The sequence below is a fragment of the Mycolicibacterium aichiense genome (assembly GCF_010726245.1).
In the GTDB taxonomy this organism is placed as follows: domain Bacteria; phylum Actinomycetota; class Actinomycetes; order Mycobacteriales; family Mycobacteriaceae; genus Mycobacterium; species Mycobacterium aichiense.
Map to the genome: position 1 here is coordinate 5,216,340 of NZ_AP022561.1, position 16,915 is coordinate 5,233,254.

At 66.3% G+C, this 16,915-nt stretch carries 16 protein-coding genes; 4 read left to right on the plus strand and 12 right to left on the minus strand.

Annotated elements, in window-relative coordinates; genetic code table 11:
• The first annotated feature begins 15 nt into the window (after window positions 1–15).
• Entirely contained in the window at window positions 16–747 is a 732-nt protein-coding gene (locus G6N32_RS25180) for an Rv0361 family membrane protein (RefSeq protein ID WP_115318412.1), read from the plus strand.
• A gap of 87 nt (window positions 748–834) precedes the next feature.
• On the opposite strand, the gene fbaA is transcribed toward G6N32_RS25180, so the two are convergent.
• A complete protein-coding gene (gene fbaA / locus G6N32_RS25185) occupies window positions 835–1,872 on the minus strand; it encodes a class II fructose-bisphosphate aldolase (protein ID WP_083118008.1) in 1,038 nt (345 codons plus the stop codon).
• A 135-nt stretch (window positions 1,873–2,007) separates the two neighbouring features.
• Here fbaA and G6N32_RS25190 point away from each other — a divergent pair, with 135 nt between their 5' ends.
• The gene (locus G6N32_RS25190; protein WP_115319027.1) at window positions 2,008–2,664 is read left to right on the plus strand and encodes a VTT domain-containing protein; all 657 of its coding nucleotides are present in this window, start codon (window positions 2,008–2,010) and stop codon (window positions 2,662–2,664) included.
• A gap of 139 nt (window positions 2,665–2,803) precedes the next feature.
• The gene (locus G6N32_RS25195; protein WP_115318411.1) at window positions 2,804–3,052 is read left to right on the plus strand and encodes a hypothetical protein; all 249 of its coding nucleotides are present in this window, start codon (window positions 2,804–2,806) and stop codon (window positions 3,050–3,052) included.
• 37 nt (window positions 3,053–3,089) lie between these two features.
• Here the strand turns inward: G6N32_RS25195 and G6N32_RS25200 are convergent, their stop codons facing one another.
• The 7 genes from G6N32_RS25200 to G6N32_RS25230 form a co-directional block, all read right to left on the minus strand.
• On the minus strand, window positions 3,090–5,795 hold the full coding sequence (locus G6N32_RS25200; protein ID WP_115318410.1) for an Ig-like domain-containing protein: 2,706 nt from the start codon (window positions 5,793–5,795) through the stop codon (window positions 3,090–3,092).
• A 293-nt stretch (window positions 5,796–6,088) separates the two neighbouring features.
• The gene (locus G6N32_RS25205; RefSeq protein ID WP_115318409.1) at window positions 6,089–6,793 is read right to left on the minus strand and encodes an SRPBCC family protein; all 705 of its coding nucleotides are present in this window, start codon (window positions 6,791–6,793) and stop codon (window positions 6,089–6,091) included.
• A 119-nt stretch (window positions 6,794–6,912) separates the two neighbouring features.
• Window positions 6,913–8,070, minus strand: a complete 1,158-nt coding sequence (locus G6N32_RS25210; protein ID WP_115318408.1) for an XdhC family protein — start codon at window positions 8,068–8,070, stop codon at window positions 6,913–6,915.
• 86 nt (window positions 8,071–8,156) lie between these two features.
• Window positions 8,157–8,984 (minus strand): oxidoreductase, encoded by an 828-nt coding sequence (locus G6N32_RS25215; RefSeq protein ID WP_115318407.1) that lies wholly within the window; start codon window positions 8,982–8,984, stop codon window positions 8,157–8,159.
• Window positions 8,984–10,246: a hypothetical protein gene (locus G6N32_RS25220; RefSeq protein WP_115318406.1), complete on the minus strand. Its 1,263-nt coding sequence runs from the start codon at window positions 10,244–10,246 to the stop codon at window positions 8,984–8,986. The genes G6N32_RS25215 and G6N32_RS25220 overlap by 1 nt, the downstream gene beginning before the upstream one ends.
• Entirely contained in the window at window positions 10,243–11,412 is a 1,170-nt protein-coding gene (locus G6N32_RS25225; RefSeq protein ID WP_115318405.1) for a sulfotransferase family protein, read from the minus strand. The genes G6N32_RS25220 and G6N32_RS25225 overlap by 4 nt, the downstream gene beginning before the upstream one ends.
• A gap of 4 nt (window positions 11,413–11,416) precedes the next feature.
• Complete coding sequence (locus G6N32_RS25230) at window positions 11,417–11,860, minus strand: nuclear transport factor 2 family protein (protein ID WP_115318404.1); 444 nt, start codon at window positions 11,858–11,860, stop codon at window positions 11,417–11,419.
• Between the two features lie 60 nt (window positions 11,861–11,920).
• Between G6N32_RS25230 and G6N32_RS25235 the strand changes: the two genes are divergently transcribed.
• Window positions 11,921–12,820 carry an SDR family NAD(P)-dependent oxidoreductase gene (locus G6N32_RS25235; protein WP_115318403.1) on the plus strand — a complete coding sequence of 300 codons (900 nt, stop codon included), beginning with the start codon at window positions 11,921–11,923 and terminating at the stop codon, window positions 12,818–12,820.
• Here the strand turns inward: G6N32_RS25235 and nhaA are convergent.
• The 4 genes from nhaA to G6N32_RS25255 are packed head-to-tail and all read right to left on the minus strand — an operon-like array spanning window position 12,817 to window position 16,661.
• Window positions 12,817–14,646, minus strand: coding sequence for a Na+/H+ antiporter NhaA (gene nhaA, locus G6N32_RS25240; RefSeq protein WP_115318402.1), 1,830 nt, complete (start codon window positions 14,644–14,646; stop codon window positions 12,817–12,819). The two genes, G6N32_RS25235 and nhaA, sit on opposite strands and share 4 nt — an antisense overlap.
• Window positions 14,643–15,737, minus strand: coding sequence for a glycoside hydrolase family 76 protein (locus G6N32_RS25245; protein ID WP_115318401.1), 1,095 nt, complete (start codon window positions 15,735–15,737; stop codon window positions 14,643–14,645). The genes nhaA and G6N32_RS25245 overlap by 4 nt, the downstream gene beginning before the upstream one ends.
• Window positions 15,738–15,751: 14 nt before the next feature.
• Window positions 15,752–16,396, minus strand: coding sequence for a TrmH family RNA methyltransferase (locus tag G6N32_RS25250; RefSeq protein WP_115318400.1), 645 nt, complete (start codon window positions 16,394–16,396; stop codon window positions 15,752–15,754).
• Complete coding sequence (locus G6N32_RS25255; protein ID WP_115318399.1) at window positions 16,389–16,661, minus strand: hypothetical protein; 273 nt, start codon at window positions 16,659–16,661, stop codon at window positions 16,389–16,391. The genes G6N32_RS25250 and G6N32_RS25255 overlap by 8 nt, the downstream gene beginning before the upstream one ends.
• Window positions 16,662–16,915: the final 254 nt, after the last annotated feature.

Here is a 16,915-nt window from a genome sequence, read left to right on the forward strand (position 1 = left end):
GGACGGCAGCACCCCATGTCGAACCCATCCGGGCCCGACCACGACGAGGTCACCGGACCCGTCGCGCCGGCCGGTGACGAGCAGGCTCCTCAGGAGACCGACCCGGCCACCGAGGTGTTCAGGGCCACCGAGCCATCGGGCGAACGTCGTTTCACCGCACCAGGATTCGATGCGGGGTCAACGCAGATCATCCATCGCGAGCCCGATCCGGAAACCGAGATCTTCTCCACACCGACCGAGGTCTTCCCGGCCTCGGGGCCGCCTCGGACGGGACCGCAGGCCATTCCGCCGCGCCCGCCTGCGACCCGCAGGCGCAGCTGGGCTTTCGTGCTGGCGGTGATCGCGGTAATCGCCGCGCTGGCCGCGATAGCCGTTCTCGTCACCGTCCTGCTGACCCGCCACGACTCGGCGAAGGCATCGCAGGAGGACATGGTCCGCGCGACCATCCAGAACTTCGACACCGCCGTGCAGAACGGCGATCTGGCCGCCCTGCGTGGCATCACCTGCGGCCAGACCAGGGACAGCTACGTCAAGTACGACGACGCGGCCTGGTCGGACACCCACGCGCGGGTGGCTGCGGCCCGGCAGTACCCGGTGGTGGCCAGCATCGACGAGATCGTCGTCAACGGTGACCACGCCGAGGCCAACGTGACGTCATTCATGGCGTTCGACCCGGCGACGCGATCGACCCGTAGTTTCGACCTGCAGTTCCGCGACAACCAGTGGAAGATCTGCCAAGCGTCCTGAACCCGACAACCGTCGAGATCGACACCAGGGTCGGGAATCGGGCTGATCCACAACCCTGACGTCGATCTCGCGGGCAGGTCAGTACAGCTAGCCGGCCGAGACGGAGCGGCCTGCGCTGTGCAGGTCGTTGCACGCCTCGACGACGCGCTCGGCCATCGAGGCCTCGGCTTTCTTGAGGTAGCTGCGCGGATCGTAGACCTTCTTGTTGCCCACCTCGCCGTCGACCTTGAGCACGCCGTCGTAGTTGGTGAACATGTGCGCGGCCAGCGGGCGGGTGAAGGCGTACTGGGTGTCGGTGTCGACGTTCATCTTCACCACGCCGTACTTCAGCGAGTCCTCGATCTCGGACTTCAGCGAGCCCGACCCGCCGTGGAAGACGAAGTCGAACGGCTTGGAGCCCTCGGGCAGGCCGAGCTTGGCCGACGCGACCCGCTGGCCCTCGGCCAGCACCTCCGGCTTGAGCACCACGTTGCCCGGCTTGTAGACGCCGTGCACATTGCCGAACGTCGCGGCCAGCAGGTATTTGCCGTGCTCACCGGCGCCGAGGGCCTCGATGGTCTTCTCGAAGTCCTCCGGCGAGGTGTACAGCTTCTCGTTGATCTCGGCCTCGACGCCGTCCTCTTCGCCGCCGACAACGCCGATTTCGATCTCCAGGATGATCTTCGCCGCGGCCGCCTGCTTGAGCAGTTCCTGCGCGATCGACAGGTTCTCGTCGATCGGGACGGCCGAGCCGTCCCACATGTGCGACTGGAACAGCGGATTCTGCCCCTTGCTCACCCGCTCCGCGGAGATGGCGAGCAGCGGACGGACCAGGCCGTCGAGCTTGTCCTTGGGGCAGTGGTCGGTGTGCAGCGCCACCGTGATCGGGTACTTGGCGGCGACGACATGGGCGAACTCGGCCAGCGCCACTGCGCCGGTGACCATGTCCTTCACGCCGAGCCCGGATCCGAATTCGGCTCCGCCGGTGGAGAATTGGATGATGCCGTCACTGCCGGCGTCGGCGAAACCCTTGATGGCCGCGTTGATGCTCTCCGAACCCACGCAGTTGATTGCCGGGAACGCGAACGAGTGCTCCTTGGCGCGGCCCAACATCTCCGCGTAGACCTCGGGCGTGGCGATGGGCATGGCACTTCCTTCCGACTGTCCGGCTGACGAGGTCAGTATGACAAGAAGCCGATCGGCTGGCACAGGTCACTGACAGTGACGTCTCGACGGTCACCGGTACCCTTGTGCCTCGTGACCACCACCACCCTGGCGCTCATGCCCGACTTCCTCGACCCGCTCAAGCTGATCGAGCAGTTCGGCACCTGGGCCCTGGTCGGCATCCTGGTCGTCGTCTTCATCGAGTCCGGCGTGCTGTTCCCCGTGCTGCCCGGCGACACGTTGTTGTTCGTGGCGGGCATGCTCGCCGCCGGGACCGCCGCACAGGGCGCCGACGTCAACGCCAACTTCCAGCTGTGGCAGCTGCTCGTGTTCATCCCGATCGCCGCCGTACTCGGCGGCCAGGTGGGTTACGTCGTCGGCCGCTTCCTGGGCACCGCCATGTTCAAACCGAACGCGCGAATCCTCAAGCAGCGCTACCTCGACGAGGCGCACATCTTCTTCGAGCAGCGCGGCCCGTTCGCGATCGTGCTGGCACGCTTCGTCCCGATCGTGCGCACCCTTGCCCCGATCACCGCAGGCGCGGCCAAGATGAAGTACCCGGTCTTCACGCTCTACAACGTGATCGGTGCGGTGCTCTGGGGTGTCGGCCTGACGCTGCTCGGCTACGGTCTCGGGCAGTTCGAGATCATCCAAAAGCTGCTGGAACCGATCTTCATCCTCATCGCGGTCGCGTCGATCACCCCGATGATCTGGGAGTGGTACAAACGCCGCAAAGCCGCCAAGGACGCGACCGATCCGGTTTCCGGGTCGTAAAAATTTGCCCGCAGATCCGTCTGCGGTACCGCTCCGACCGGCGCACGCGCAGGTGACCCAGCCTTTTGCCAGCTAGCGCACAGCGATCCTCACAGTATCGGCAGCTAGTTTGCGCTGATCGCGTGAAAGGTCACAGCAAATGGTCAAGATCATCGCCAGTGGACTCCTGGCTTCGGCGGGCATCGGCCTCGCCGCACTCTTCGGCGGGATCGGCGTCGCATCGGCAGGCAGCCCCACCACAACGTTTGCCGTGCAGGACGGCGACAGCGGTGCCGGCGGTGCAGCGATCGACTCCGACGGCACTCAGGGCGACTTCAAGTCGGCCGTCGACGGCTCCATGAGCGGCCCGCTCATGGTCGCCGCCCCGCAGGACAAAGCCGTCCCGTAAACAGCCACCCGCGAAGTCGGCAGCGCCGCGGCGCCGGTCAGGCCGTGGGCACTTGCTGACTGGCCGACTGAAACCCACCGGCGATGACTGAGATGGTGTCGCCGGGGACGAACGGGATCTGGGCGAATCCGTTCTCGTCGGTGGTGACCGTGTTCGAACCCACGGTCACGGTTGCACCGCGGACGGCACGGGGATAACCATCCTCGGCGACCGTGGCAGTGACTCGCACCCTGTTGTCGAATGACGTAATCGCCAGCTGAGGCTGGTTGATGACCGGGAAGTCGGTTTGGATGGGCACGCCCGAGTACGAGACACCGTTGATCTCCGACGAGACCGTGCCGGAAAACGCGTTCGCCTTGCCGGCTTTGATGCTGCCCTTGAGATAGCCGGTGCGTTCACCTGTGCTGGTCAGATCCGCAGTCCAGGTGGCATTACCGATCGGGTTGACCACCGTGACCTTCTCGGTGCCGTTGATGAAGGTCTTGCCGTCGTCGGAGTAGTTGTCGTACGTCACCGAATACGAGCCCGAAGCGAACGTGCCGCTGTAGCTCAAGGTTGCCGTTCCGGAGTCCTTCCCCTGGAGAACTCGGGACGGCACCTGACGGCCCATCATCGGGGTGTACTCCTCAACCGGCACCGACCACTTGGCAATGGCGTCGGGATCCTGGTGCACCGGCGGCAGCGGGGTGGTCGCCTCGCGGGTGGGGAAGCTGATGATGCTGAAGCGCCAGGGGGTGTCGGGCGCACCGGGAGTCACGGTGTCCGGGCGCTGCTGCTCGTTGATCAGGGCACGAGTGGAATCGGGGAACCAGCTCCAGCCACGAATCGTCCAGTCGGGATCGATGATGACGGGCTGACCTGAGTAGCTTCCCAACTGCTGACCATCATCGAGGTTCATCACCCACGGCTCGTTCATCGCACGCCGGTTGTTCCACAGGCTCACCCGCGCCATCTGGGGGAATGCCGCGACGTCCAGGAGCGAAGGCCGCTGCAGCGCGGTGAAGACGTCCATGCGGTCGGCTCCACGCGCTGAGCTGAAGTAGACCGATCGGCCATCCGGGGCAACGTCACCGGACTCGTTGTAGTCCAGATCGGTGGTGAGCTGACGCCGCTCACCGGTGAGCGTGTCCAGTAGATAGATGTCGTAGTTGAGCCCGGTGGTGGTGGTCTGGTACTTCAGATACCTGCCGCCGGCATGCCAACTGCCGCCCTCATAGAAGCGCGTGGCGTTGGCGAAATCTTGTGCGTATTCGGTGTTTTCGTCCCACTGCGGGGCGAAGATCCGCTGATCGACCAGCTTGTAGCCAGTGTCGGTGGCAACCAGCCGTGCGATGCTCATCCGCGGCCCGGTGATCGGCGTGTTCTCGGTCCACGTCACGTATTCGCCGAATGGGTCCGGCTTCGCTTCCCGATTCTGGGTGCTCGCGGCCAACGGGCCCCGATCCGACGGGAACTCCACATTCTTGACGGTGGGGTTCGCGCATGAGGAGATCGAACCTTGGCACTCCAGAATGGCATAGCTGATCAAGCCCGCTCCCCCGAGCGGATCATCGGCTGACTGCTGCCCAGACGTGCTGGCGAACCAGATTTTCTGATTGCCCTCGAGCGCAATGGCTTTGGCGGCGTTGGTAACCAAGCCGCACGAAACACATTGGTATTCACCGCCATCCAAGTTGCTCACGGCGATCTGCGTCTTGCCGGCGATGGTCACGGACAGCAGCAGATGGTCGCCGTCAGGAGTCAGGTCCGCGCCATTGACGACCACACCGTCCGGGACGTCGAAAGTGATCACCTTCTCGACCGTGAACGGCTCCAACGGCGACGACGGCGACGCGTCGGGCAGTCGGGTGACGGCCACAGGCAGCCGCGGTGTCGGCGTGCCGCGGTCCGGGGAGAACAGGAGCGCCAAGGGATGGAACCGGCCGTCGGTGACCTTGACGGTGAAAGCGTCGGCCCCACCGAACTCGGCAAAGAGCGCTGTCGGCGTGAAGGTGAACTTCCCGGTGAGTGGATCGATCACCACACTGCCGTACTTCGGATCGGCAAGCACCTGGTATGTCAACCGGTCGCCATCCGGATCGATTGCGCCGATGGTGCCGGTGATGACCCCGTTGCTCATGTCTTGCGAATTGAGGCTGGCACGGTAGTGAACGGTCGGGGGTCGATTGAAGAACGTTCGCCGGATCCACGTGAGAGGCGCCCAATCCACTGCCGTCCGTTGAGGCGGCATCGGCGCTGGCAACCCCACCGGGGTCAGCCCGGCAGCGACGACAGTGGTCGCCGTGGCATCGGCGGGCGAGTCGCTCGAGGCAGTCGTCGACGATGGACTCGACAGCCGCTGCTTGTTGCTCGACGAGGTCCGGAAGCCACCCGTGCCCGGCCGGGGCTTCGGGGAGGGGGTGGTTGCGGACGAGGTGGCGCCGTTGCCCGCTCTGGCGGGGCGGTTGGCTGCGGTGCGAGAACCGGCCCGCGGGCCGAGCCGGTTCGTTGTCGCCGCATTTGCCGCATGCTGACTCGAGGAGGTGACAGAGCCTCCCGCATCGGCGTCCGCCGTATCAGCGGACGCCACCCCACTGCCCGTCGTCACGGCGGTGATGACGTAGGCCGCCAGCGCGAGGCCGCCGACCTGCGCGGCGCGCGCGCCGATGAGCGCCCCATCGGTCTTGATGGGTGCGTTGCTCCCCGGAGGACGTTTCCGCTGGGCGGGTTTCTTTGCGGCTGATGAGTCCAGGGAGTCGGCCATTGACGGAGTCCAATCTCGGAGGGCAACGATGCCCAGGGGTATGGCGTACATCACTCCTGGAGGTCGGTGTGACGTATGGCGCAGTAACATACCTTCAGAGCTGTATCTAGTCAACGGACCTCGATCCCCTCGCTGTCCGTGACTGATCAAGATGACGAGCAGCGCTGGTCAGGACACGATTTGGGAGGAGATACCGCCGCCACGGTGTGAACGGCGAGCACCGCCCGTCGTCAGGGTGACACCTGCTGCGTCGCGACACCCGCCCACGGCGCCGGGCCCGCTCGACGCGTTACTTAGGTGCGGCGCCGGCTGACGACCGCGATCAGGATCAGCAGCACCAGCGCGGCGACGCCGGCCGCCACGTACTTGGTCATCGACGTGCCGCCGGCCAGCGCCAGCAGGTCGATCGGTTCCGGTTCCCGAGCGGGGGTGGCCGCGGGCGCAACACGCGGGGCGGCCGTCGCCGCCGCGGTGCCCAGCCCCGCGGCACCGGGCGTGGCCGGGGTGTCCAGGGCGGCTTCTACAGCGCTCTCGGGGATCTCCGGTACGTCGGCGCCCTCGGCCAGCTTGGCTTCCAGCGAGTCGACGAACTGTCCGAGCAGTTTCTCCGACACCTGCTGCAGCATGCTGCTGCCGAACTGGGCCAGCTTGCCGACGATCTTCAGATCGGTCTCGACGCTGACGCGGGTGTGATCGCCCGCCTCGTGCAGTTGCAGGACGACGACCGCAGCCGCGTTGCCGGTGCCGCGCGCTTCCTTGCCGCGCCCGTCGACGACGGCGCGATGCTGGGACTCGTCGCGCTCCACGAAGTGCGCCTTACCGCTGAACTCACTGGTGACCGGTCCGACCTTCACCTTGACCTTGCCCAGGTAGTCGTCGCCTTCCTGGCCGGTGAGCTGCGCACCCGGCATCAACGGGACCACCTGCTCCATATCGCTGAGGACTGCCCACGCCTGCGCGATCGGAACGCTGACGGTGAACTCGTTGTCGATCTTCATGGGCTCTCCTCATCCAGTGGCGAGTGCGGTACGAAAACTCGTTGCGCACCAGCCTGCCAGCACCCCGCGGCGGTCCGATGCACCGACCCCTGATGTGATAGAGCAGCGCCGCCGGCGACTCAGATATTGCTCAATTCCACTGGCACCGAGGCACTGTCGCGCTCGTCGTGGTGGATCCGGCCCTCGGTCTCCGACAGCGGGCGTCCGCCCCCACCCCAGCGCCGAGCGATGATCTCGGCGGCGATCGACACCGCGGTCTCCTCCGGAGTGCGGGCACCGAGGTCCAATCCGATCGGGCTGGCGAGCCTGCTCAGTTCCGCATCGGTCAGGCCGGCCTCGCGCAAGCGCGCCAACCGGTCGGCATGGGTGCGCCGAGATCCCATCGCCCCGACATAGCCGACGTCGAGCCGCAGAGCCACCTCGAGCAGCGGCACGTCGAACTTGGCGTCATGGGTGAGCACACAGATCACCGTGCGGGAGTCGATCGCCCCGGCCTGCGCCTGCGCGGCCAGATATCGGTGCGGCCAGTCGACGACCACCTCGTGCGCGGTGTGGAACCGGGCAGGCGTGGCGAACACCCCGCGGGCATCGCAGACCGTCACTCGATAGCCGAGGAAAGCACCTTGTTGGGCCACCGCGGCGGCGAAGTCGATGGCGCCGAACACCAGCAGCCGGGGGCGCGGGGCGTGGCACGCGACGAACACCTCCATACCCTCGCCCCGGCGCTGCCCGTCCGGACCGTAGCTGAGCACCTCACTGCGGCCGGCAGCAAGCAGGCCCCGCGCATCGTCGATCACCGCAGCGTCGGCGCGCGCCGAACCCACAGTGCCAGCGGCACTTTCCGGTTCGACGACCAGCCGTCGCCCCAGCCACTCACGGTCAGGGTGGGCGATCACGGTGGCTACCGCCACCGGTCGATGCTCGGTGATGGCGTCGAGCACTCGGTCCAGGTGCGCAAAAGTGCTGCGCGAGATCGGCTCGATGAAGATGTCAAGCGTTCCGCCGCACGTCAGGCCGACCGAAAAAGCGTCGTCGTCGCTGACCCCGTACCGCTCCAATCGGGGTACTCCGCTGACGACGACGTCGCTGGCCGATTCGTAAACCGCGCCCTCCACACACCCGCCCGACACCGAGCCGCTCACGGCTCCGTCAGGGGCCACCACCATCGCCGCACCGGGCTGCCGAGGCGCCGAGGCGAACGTGCGCACGACGGTGGCCAGCCCGGCCGTCCCACCGGTCCGCCAGATCGCCGCAAGCTCGGCAAGAACGTCCTGCACGGCATCAAACGTAAGCCGAATCGCGGTTACCGGCACCCATTCACGACAAGCAATGGCCTAGCGGGTGTCAGCCCCTCACTTATCCGCTAGTTGGGGAAGTTCACGTCCTTGGTGACCGCTTCCCACTGGTCGATCGACGCCGACAGCGCAGCGATCTTGTCCCGCATCGCCTTCAGGACATCCCGGCCGAGCAGCAGCCGCAGCGGTGGCTCGTCCAGCTTGGTCACCATCAGAACAGCTTCGGCGACCTTGCGCGGGTCGCCCGGCAGATGGTCGGCGAACTGCTTGATCAGATCCTTGCGCGCCGCCACGTCGGCGTACTCGGTGATCGGCGCGCCGGATTCCTTCATCGAGCGCGACGCCCAGTCGGTCCGGAACGCCCCCGGCTCGATCAGCGTCACCTTGATACCAAGGGCCGCCACCTCTGCCGACAGCGCCTCACTGACCGCCTCGAGCGCGAACTTGGTGGACGAGTAGTACGCGTTGGGCGGGTTGGCCACGAGACCGGTCATCGAAGAGATGTTGACGATGTGGCCCGAACCGCGGGCACGCATCGCGGGAAGCACCGCTTTCATCATGTCGACGGAGCCGAAGTAGTTGACGTCGAACAACTTTCGCACCTCGGCGTCTTCACCTTCTTCGACCGCCGATAGGTAGCCGTGTCCGGCGTTGTTGACCAGAACGTCGACGCCACCGAAGGCATCCTCCGCGGCGCGCACAGCGGCCGCGATCTGATCAGGGTCGGTCACGTCGAGCGCGGCGGCCGCCGCGAGGTCTGGGAATTCGGCGACCAGATCAGTGACCGCCTCCGCACGTCGCGCAGTGACGAGCACTTGGTGGCCGTCTTGCAGTGCGGCACGGGCGATTTCGCGTCCGAAGCCGGTGGAGCAGCCGGTGACCAGCCAGCGTGCCATCAGTTGGTCCTCTCGTTCGGGGTGCCTTCGGGTAACCGGCGCAGATACGCCTGCCGCCGCGACGCCAACTGTTCGGCCCGCTGTTCGCCGGTGAAGCGGACGAGGCCGGGGACCTCGTCGTCGAGCCGGTCGAGCGGGACGACGCGGCCGGTCGCGCCGAGATCCGGCGTCGGTCCGCCCTCGGCGAACTCGGCCATCCGCAGCGTGAGAACACCTTCCCGCAAGCCATCGGAGTCGATCCAGTTGGCTACCCCGGGATCGACCGGAGAGATCACGTAGGTGTAGCTGCCGTCGGGGTCGGCCACCGACTGCGCCTTGTTCAGGCTGCCGGTGGCATCGACGATGTTGAGCGTGGTGCCCCAGATGTTGCTCAGCGGAACCGTGAAGTACTCGGCACCACCGTCGTTGACGTTGACCACGAAAGTCTCGTCGGGACCGAGGTCGAACCGGCCCATCACGTATACCTGGTTCTTCATCGCGCCGACTTTGTCCGCCGACCAGGCCAGGTTGAAGTGGTTGGCCGGCATCTTGTAGATGCCGTGGCTGAGCTTGCCGGTGAAGTTCGCGAAGTAGGCCATCATCGCCGCGGTCGCCTCGGCTTGCTCGTCGAGGGTGCGGGCGGGTGTGGCCGGTGCGCCACCGAGACGTTCGACGGTGATGTGGTTGGGATCGTCACTGGCCCAGTCCAACAGCACATCGCGGATGTAGAACTCGTGGGCCTCGGACGTGGTCTGCACGTGGTTGCGCCGGCCGTTGGCCGGCTCGGAGTCCACGGTGATCGTGTAACTGCCGTCGCTGTCGACATCCATGGTCTTGCCGTTGAGGACGGCGACGGTGCCCATGTTGGCGTCCCACAGCGTGAAGTAGTTCTCGGTCATCCGATGCTCGCCGACTCGCCCGCGGATCACGTAGCGCTCATCGCCGGAGATCGGGATCACCCGGTACACGGTGTCCGGATTGTCGATGCCCCAACGAGATCCGGGGATCTGCCGATCGCCGACCGGGTGCGCCAGCCGGGTGATGCAGCTGACCTTGGGCCGCAGCTTGTCCTGGTTGGACGACCACACCGCCGCCGAGAACATCACCTCGGCGAACGCGGCGTCGAACCGCTCCCGCATGGCATCAGAGGCTTTCGCGCGGCTCAGCCAATTCTCCGCGACCGCCCGGTAGGCCTCTTTGACGGTCGGGTGTTCGGTCAGCTCGAGGGCTGCCAGTTCCTGCTCGTGCTGCGAGGGTGTCGCGACCGGGTCGTCGGCACTCATTGGTTGTCCTTTCGAAAACGCTTGTTGTACAACGCGAAACGTTCATCAATCTGCCCGTCGCTGAGGCCATAGGCACCCAGGTCGTACGGCGGGCGCGGAACTTCACGCGGCCGGTTGGCCAGCCAGCCGGACATCGCGCCGGCCGCGGTGTCGGTCAGTTCCAGCCCGACCGCGTCGTACACCCGGCGCACCTGACCGATCGGGTCGGCGACCGCATCCTCGTACTGGATGTCGGTGACCCGGGCCGGCTCGTCGGACCAACTGTCCCGCACGGCCAGTGCGCGGTCATTGGTCCAGCCCATGCGCTCGAGCCATTGCGACCCCACCCGCCGCGGGTCGACCTCGTCGGCGTGCATGGCGTGCAGGGTCGCATTCAGACTGGCACCGGAGGCCACGGTGGTACGCGGATCGCGGTGCATGTGGACGACGTGTACGCCGGGGAATTCGTCCCGCAGTGCATCGAGGTACCCGAGATGAGCAGGCGATTTCAGTACCCAGCGCCCGGCGGTGATTCCTCGGCGGCGCTGCTGCCACTGCAGGAATCGCAGCATGCGGTGCAGATAACGGTAGGCCGGCGCGAAATCCTGGGTGTTGAGCCACGATCGGTAATTGGGCAGGTTGGCACCGGACTCCGGAACATGCGACAGGAAGGCATCAGCCAGGAAGACGATCTCTTCCTCGGCTTCCCTGGCATACATCGGATGGATGGCGAACAGTTCCGGGGCCAGCTCGCGGGACTTGTTCTCCCGCGCTTCACTGATTGCGATGCGCGGGTCGGTGCGGGCGAAGTCGTGGTCCAGTTTCGGCGCGGCCTCCACCACCTCCCAGCCGCGGGCACAGTGCAATCGTGTGTCGGCGGCGAGTAGACGCTGCAGCAGCGTGGTCCCGCTGCGCATCATCCCGACGACGACGATCGGTGCCTCGACCTGTTCGTCGAGGATCTCGGGGTGGCGTTCGATCCACGCCTGCGTGCGCAGCCGCATGCGGAGGCTGTGCACGATGCCGGATCGCAGAATGTGCTCACCGATCGCGTTGAGCCCCGCGCCGGGGTAGTCGTCGAGCAGGACGCCCAGGGGTTCCTCGAAGTCCCCGGGACCCCAGTCGCTGAGCCCTTCCTTGCGCTGGGCGTCGGCCAGGACGCCCGCCATCGCAAAGGTGCCGGCCATCGGCTCAGAACTTCAGGTGCTGGCTCACGTCGCCGACCTGGTCGACGAACATGGTGCGCGAGTCGAACCACCACTGGCCGTCGATCCGATGGAAGGTGTCGTGATAGTGCCCGGTGACGATGACCTGCAACGGCAGCTCAGGAGTGGCCTGGGTGACGCAGTAGTAGGACCTGCTGCGTGCGGTTCCGGCTTCGTCGTCGATGTACAGCTGCACGTTGCTGGTGTTGTGCTTGGTCTTGGGCGTCCCGTCCTCATAGAGGCGGGTGGCCATCTCGTACATGCCGCGCACCCGGTCCCGGCCCTCGAAGACCGTCTCGGGCGGCCCGTTCTCCACACCGCAGATACGCCCGTGCGCGAACAGGTCCGCGACGCCGTCGAGGTCGCCGGCATCGATCAGTTCGGCATAGACGTAGATGAGGTTGGTGATCGCTTGCGCACTGTCGCTCATGTCAAGCCGATGATCGCAGAGCAATTGCTTAGATGGGCTTGTTTGTCCAGAATTGCCGCTATGCTCGCCCGCGTGACTCAGTGGTCGCCGGCCCGGCTCGGCAATCTCAGCGGTAAGCGAATCATCGTGACAGGCGCGACCAACGGTGTGGGGCTGGGCACGACGCGAGCTCTGGCCCACGCAGGCGCACATGTGATCATGGCCGTGCGCAACACCGCCCTCGGCGAGCAGCGCGCCGCCGAGATCGCCGGATCGACGGAGGTGATCGAGCTGAACCTGGCCGATCTCGCCTCGGTCCGCGGCTTCACCGACCGGCTCGACGGCGACGTCGACATCCTCATCAACAACGCCGGCGCGCTGACCGACAAGCGTCACGAGACCGTCGACGGTTTCGAGACCACCTTGGGCACCAACGTGCTGGGTCCGTTCGCGCTGACGAACCTGTTGTTCGCCCGGGTACGTTCGCAGATCATCAACGTCTCTTCCGACGGCCACCGCCAAGCGACTCTTCGCCTCGACGACATGCACCTGCGCCACAGCAAGTGGACGTCGATGGGTGCCTACACCCATTCGAAGCTCGTCATGATGCTGTGGGGCCTGGAGCTCGACCGCCGACTGCGGGCCGCCGACTCCGGCGTCGTCACCCAACTGGTGCATCCCGGCTGGGTGGCCTCCAACCTGACCCAGACATCCGATTCACCGTTGATGTCGTTGGCGCACAAGGTGGCCAAAGGGGTGGCCGACCGATTCGGCAACGACATCGACCAGGGCGCGGCACCGACGCTGTACTGCATCAGCGAGCCGATCCCCCCGGGCAGCTACGTCGGGGCCAGCGCCCGGCTGGGATTGCGCGGCGAGCCGGCACTGATCGGCCGCTCCCCCGGCGCGTGTGATTACGACGCGGCCGCCCGAGTGGTGCAGTTCGCCGAAAAAGAAACCGGCACAACGATTCCGGTCTAGCGTTCGGCCGCCTCAGTGGGCCGGCCGGCCTCCAGCGCGCGGATCAGGCTGGCCGCATCCCACGGCCCCTTGTGCCGAACACCGTTGACGAAGAACGTCGGTGTTGAGTTGAGATCCATCAGCTCGGCGTCCTGCGCGTCGTCGTCGACCCGGTGCAATACCCGCGATGAATGCAGGTCGTCATCGAATTGAGCGATGTCACAACCGACTTGGTCGGCGTAACGGTAGATGTGCTGCCATTCCAGGTGGTCCTGGAACTCGAACATCTGCACCGCAAGGTCGAAGAACTTGCCCTGCAGGGCGGCGGCCTCGCTGGCTCGGGCAGCGTCCATGGCGCGCGGATGCACCCGCTCCAGCGGTAGATGCCGCCACACATAACGCAGTTGGTCACCGAAGTACTCGCGGACTTCGTCGATCGAGCCGGTGGCGCGGCTGCAGAACGGGCACTCGAAGTCGCCGTATTCGACCAGGGTCAGCGGCGCGTCCACTCGCCCGCGGATGTGGTCGCGTTCCGGGTCGACGTCACGGACCAGCTTGTGGCCGACCGGAACCGGCGGGCTGAGCTTATCGGTGAGCCGGAAGACAGCCCATCCCAACGTGAATGCGATCACCGACGCCGCCAGGACACCGACGCGGGCCAGGTCGGCTGAACGCGGATTGGTGATCGCCAGGTCGACGATGAACAGCGAGATGGTGAAGCCGATACCGGACAGCGCCGCGCCACCGGCGACGCGTCGCAACGTCAAGCCCGGAGACAGCCGCCCGAGTCCGGTGCGCTGCACGATCCAGGTTGCCCCGGTGATGCCGATCAGCTTGCCGAGCACCAGGCCGGCCACCACGCCCCAGGTCAGTGGCGAGCGCACGGCCGCCAACACGGTGTCGGCGTCCAGTCGCACACCGGCATTGGCCAGCGCGAACAACGGCAGCACGCCGAAGGAGACGTACGGCCCGAAACCGGTGACCAGCCGTTCGTTGATCGAAATCGAATCGCGCAGACTGCGGGTGGCGGCGCGGGCGTACTCCGAATTCGGTGACTGGCGAAATGCCCGGATCACGTCGACGGCGGCCTCCACGCGCTGGCGTTCGGGGGTGAACACCGGGATCACCAGAGCCACCACCACACCGGCGAGGGTGGGGTGCACCCCGCCGGCGAACAGGGCCAGCCACAGAGCAACGGCCAGAATCGAATACGACACCCCACGCAGGGCGGCCGGCAGGTAGCGAACGCCGACCAGCGCAAGCACGAGCGCGACGGCGACCACCAGCGGCACGATCCGGATCTGTTCGGAGTAGAACAGCGCGATGGCGGCCAGTGCACCCACGTCATCGACGACCGCCAACGTCAAAAGGAACGTCCGCAGCCGCGCCGGATATTTGGGCGCAATGATGGCCAGCGCCCCAACCAGGAACGCGGTATCGGTCGAGATGACGACTCCCCATGCACTGGCATCCTCGCCAGAGGGGTTGAGCAGCAGGAAGATCACCGCAGGCATCGTCAGCCCGGCGATCGCCGCGACCACCGGCACCAGGGCACGTGAGCGCTCGGTGAGTTCGCCGATGGTGAACTGGGCCTTGACCTCCAGGCCGACGATGAAGAAGAAGAACGCCATCAACGCGTCGTTGACGAGCTCCTTGACGGTCAACTCGCCGTGCAGGTTTCCGAAGCTCAGCCCGACGTGCGTTTCCCAGAACTCGGAATAGGTGTGCGCCCAGGGCGAATTCGCCCACAAGATGGCCGCGAGGGTGAATGTCAGCAGAAGTGCCGCGGCGGCGTTCTCGCCAAAGCGTTTCGCTGTCGGGTCGCGACCCAACCGGCTACCTCTCACGCTGTCACCGTATGCGCCGCCTCCATCAACATCCAACCCGACAGCTGCACCGACAGGTCGCGCTCGGGTGTCTGCGACGAGTTCACCGCGCCTTCGACGAACTGTGCCTGTCCGCCGCCGACGGTGGGGATCTCGGCGATGCTGCCCCAGGCGGGGCCGAACAACGGCATGCCGTCGACGCTTTGGCGGTTGTCCCAGGCCGCCTGCGCCGACGCCAGTACGAGCGCGCGGGCGCTCTCGCGGGTGTCCGCCGTCGCGTCACCAGGCAGGGCCGTCGCGGTGAGCGCGAGGTAGCGTGCGGTGATCCCGGCGAACAGCCCGCCGTCGCCGCCGCCGGTCCCGTTCAGGATTCCATCGGTCGCCATGTGCTCGGCTATCGCCGCGACCAGCCGTCGCACCCGTTCCGCATGCCGGTCGTCGTGCGTGCGGGCGGCAAGCTCGGTCTCCAGTCCCAGCACCACGCCCTGGCAATAGGTGTACTGGGCCCGCACCAGCGAGCCCGCCTTGATGCCGTCGAACACAAGATGGGTCTCGGGGTCGATCAAGGTCTCGTCGATCCAGTCGGCCATCTGCTGGGCGCGGCGCAGCCGATCGTCATAACGGGCCAGGAAGATCCCGGCCGGTCCGTTGGCGGGAGCATTGAAGAACTGATCCTGCTTGCGCCAAGGGATTCCGCCGCCGTCTTCGGGCACCCAGGAGGTGATGAACTGGTCACACAACGTCTTCAGGGCCCGCGGTCGCCCCACCCCTGCCACCCGGTCGGCGCGTTCGAGCGCCAAGGCCAGCCAGGCCATGTCGTCGTAATAGCTGTTGGTCCAGCGGCCGTTGTTGCGCAGCCGGTGCCCGCGGATCTGACGCTTGATCTCGCCGAGCCGGTGCGGCTGCGGGTCGCGTAACTGCGCATCGACCAGACAGTCGAGCAGGTGGGCCTGCCACCAGTAGTGCCAGGTCCCGAACAGCCGATCCCGGCGGGTGGACGGCCAGGCGACGACGCCGAGTTGGGTTCCGGGCAGTCCCCAGAGCCGGCGCAGGTGTCGCTTCGCGATCGCTGTTTCGGCACTGGCAGCGCGGTTCGCCCACAGCTGGTGCATGCCCTAATCCTGCCCTACCAGGCCTGTGACAGGTCGGCCCATTGCCTGATCCAGGCGTGCATTGCGATGCCTGCCGCTACGGCGGCGTTGACGCTGCGCGTCGACCCGAATTGTGCGATTGACACGGTGACCGCCGCGCCCCTCCGGGCGGCGTCGGAGATTCCCGGCCCCTCCTGCCCGAACACCAGCACGCAGTCCCGGGGCAGGACAGTGGTTTCCAGCGGCACCGCGCCCGCGACGTTGTCGACAGCGACCACCGTCAGTCCCGCATCGGTGGCGAAGGCCAACAGATCCTCGGTGTTCTCGTGATGAGCCAGCCGTTGGTAGCGGTCGGTGACCATCGCGCCACGGCGATTCCACCGCCGCCGGCCGACGATGTGCACGGTGTCGACAGCGAATGCGTTGGCCGTGCGGACCACCGCGCCGATGTTCGCGTCGTTCCCGAAATTCTCGATCGCGATGTGCAACGGATGCCTTCGCCGATCGATGTCGGCGATGATCGCTTCCCGCGTCCAGTACCGGTAGGCGTCGACGACATTGCGTGTATCGCCTTCGCGCAACAGGTCTGGGTCGTAGCGGGGATCGTCGGGCAGGTTACCCACCCAAGGCCCGACGCCGGGGGCGCCGGTACTCCATTCGGTGGGACCGGGGTCAGTCATGGACGACCCACAACACCGCATCAGGTGAGGCGTTCGGCTGGATCAGCACGCAAGCACCATAGGCCGCGCAGCCAGGTTCAGGGCCGTCGGCATCGGGCCCTGCGTCGATGCCGACAAGCGCGAATTCGTCATTCCAGGAGGATTCAGCAACTTTGACGTTCCGGTCCCCCAGTGCCGGCGATTCACCGATCTTTGCCCCGGCGAGGGTATAGCTCGATTTGCTGGCGGAATCTGGGCATGCGGCTGCACAGATCGGCCATGTCACAGCCGGAATTGCGGTGCCGAGGGCGGCGATTCTCCGCCCCGCCGCGGCGGCCCGACACTGTGCCGACAGAGGTGCGATACAGGTCACCCAAGGCCCTTTTTGCCCTCCAGATCGCCCTCGGCACATACCATGCGCCCCCAACACCACCGGTAATAACGGATCGGTCTCGGCCGATATGGAGTCCAGGGTCTCCAGCCCCGTTGGCAGGTGCGCCGCCCTTGACCAGGAATTCTGTGCGCACAGGTGTTCACGCA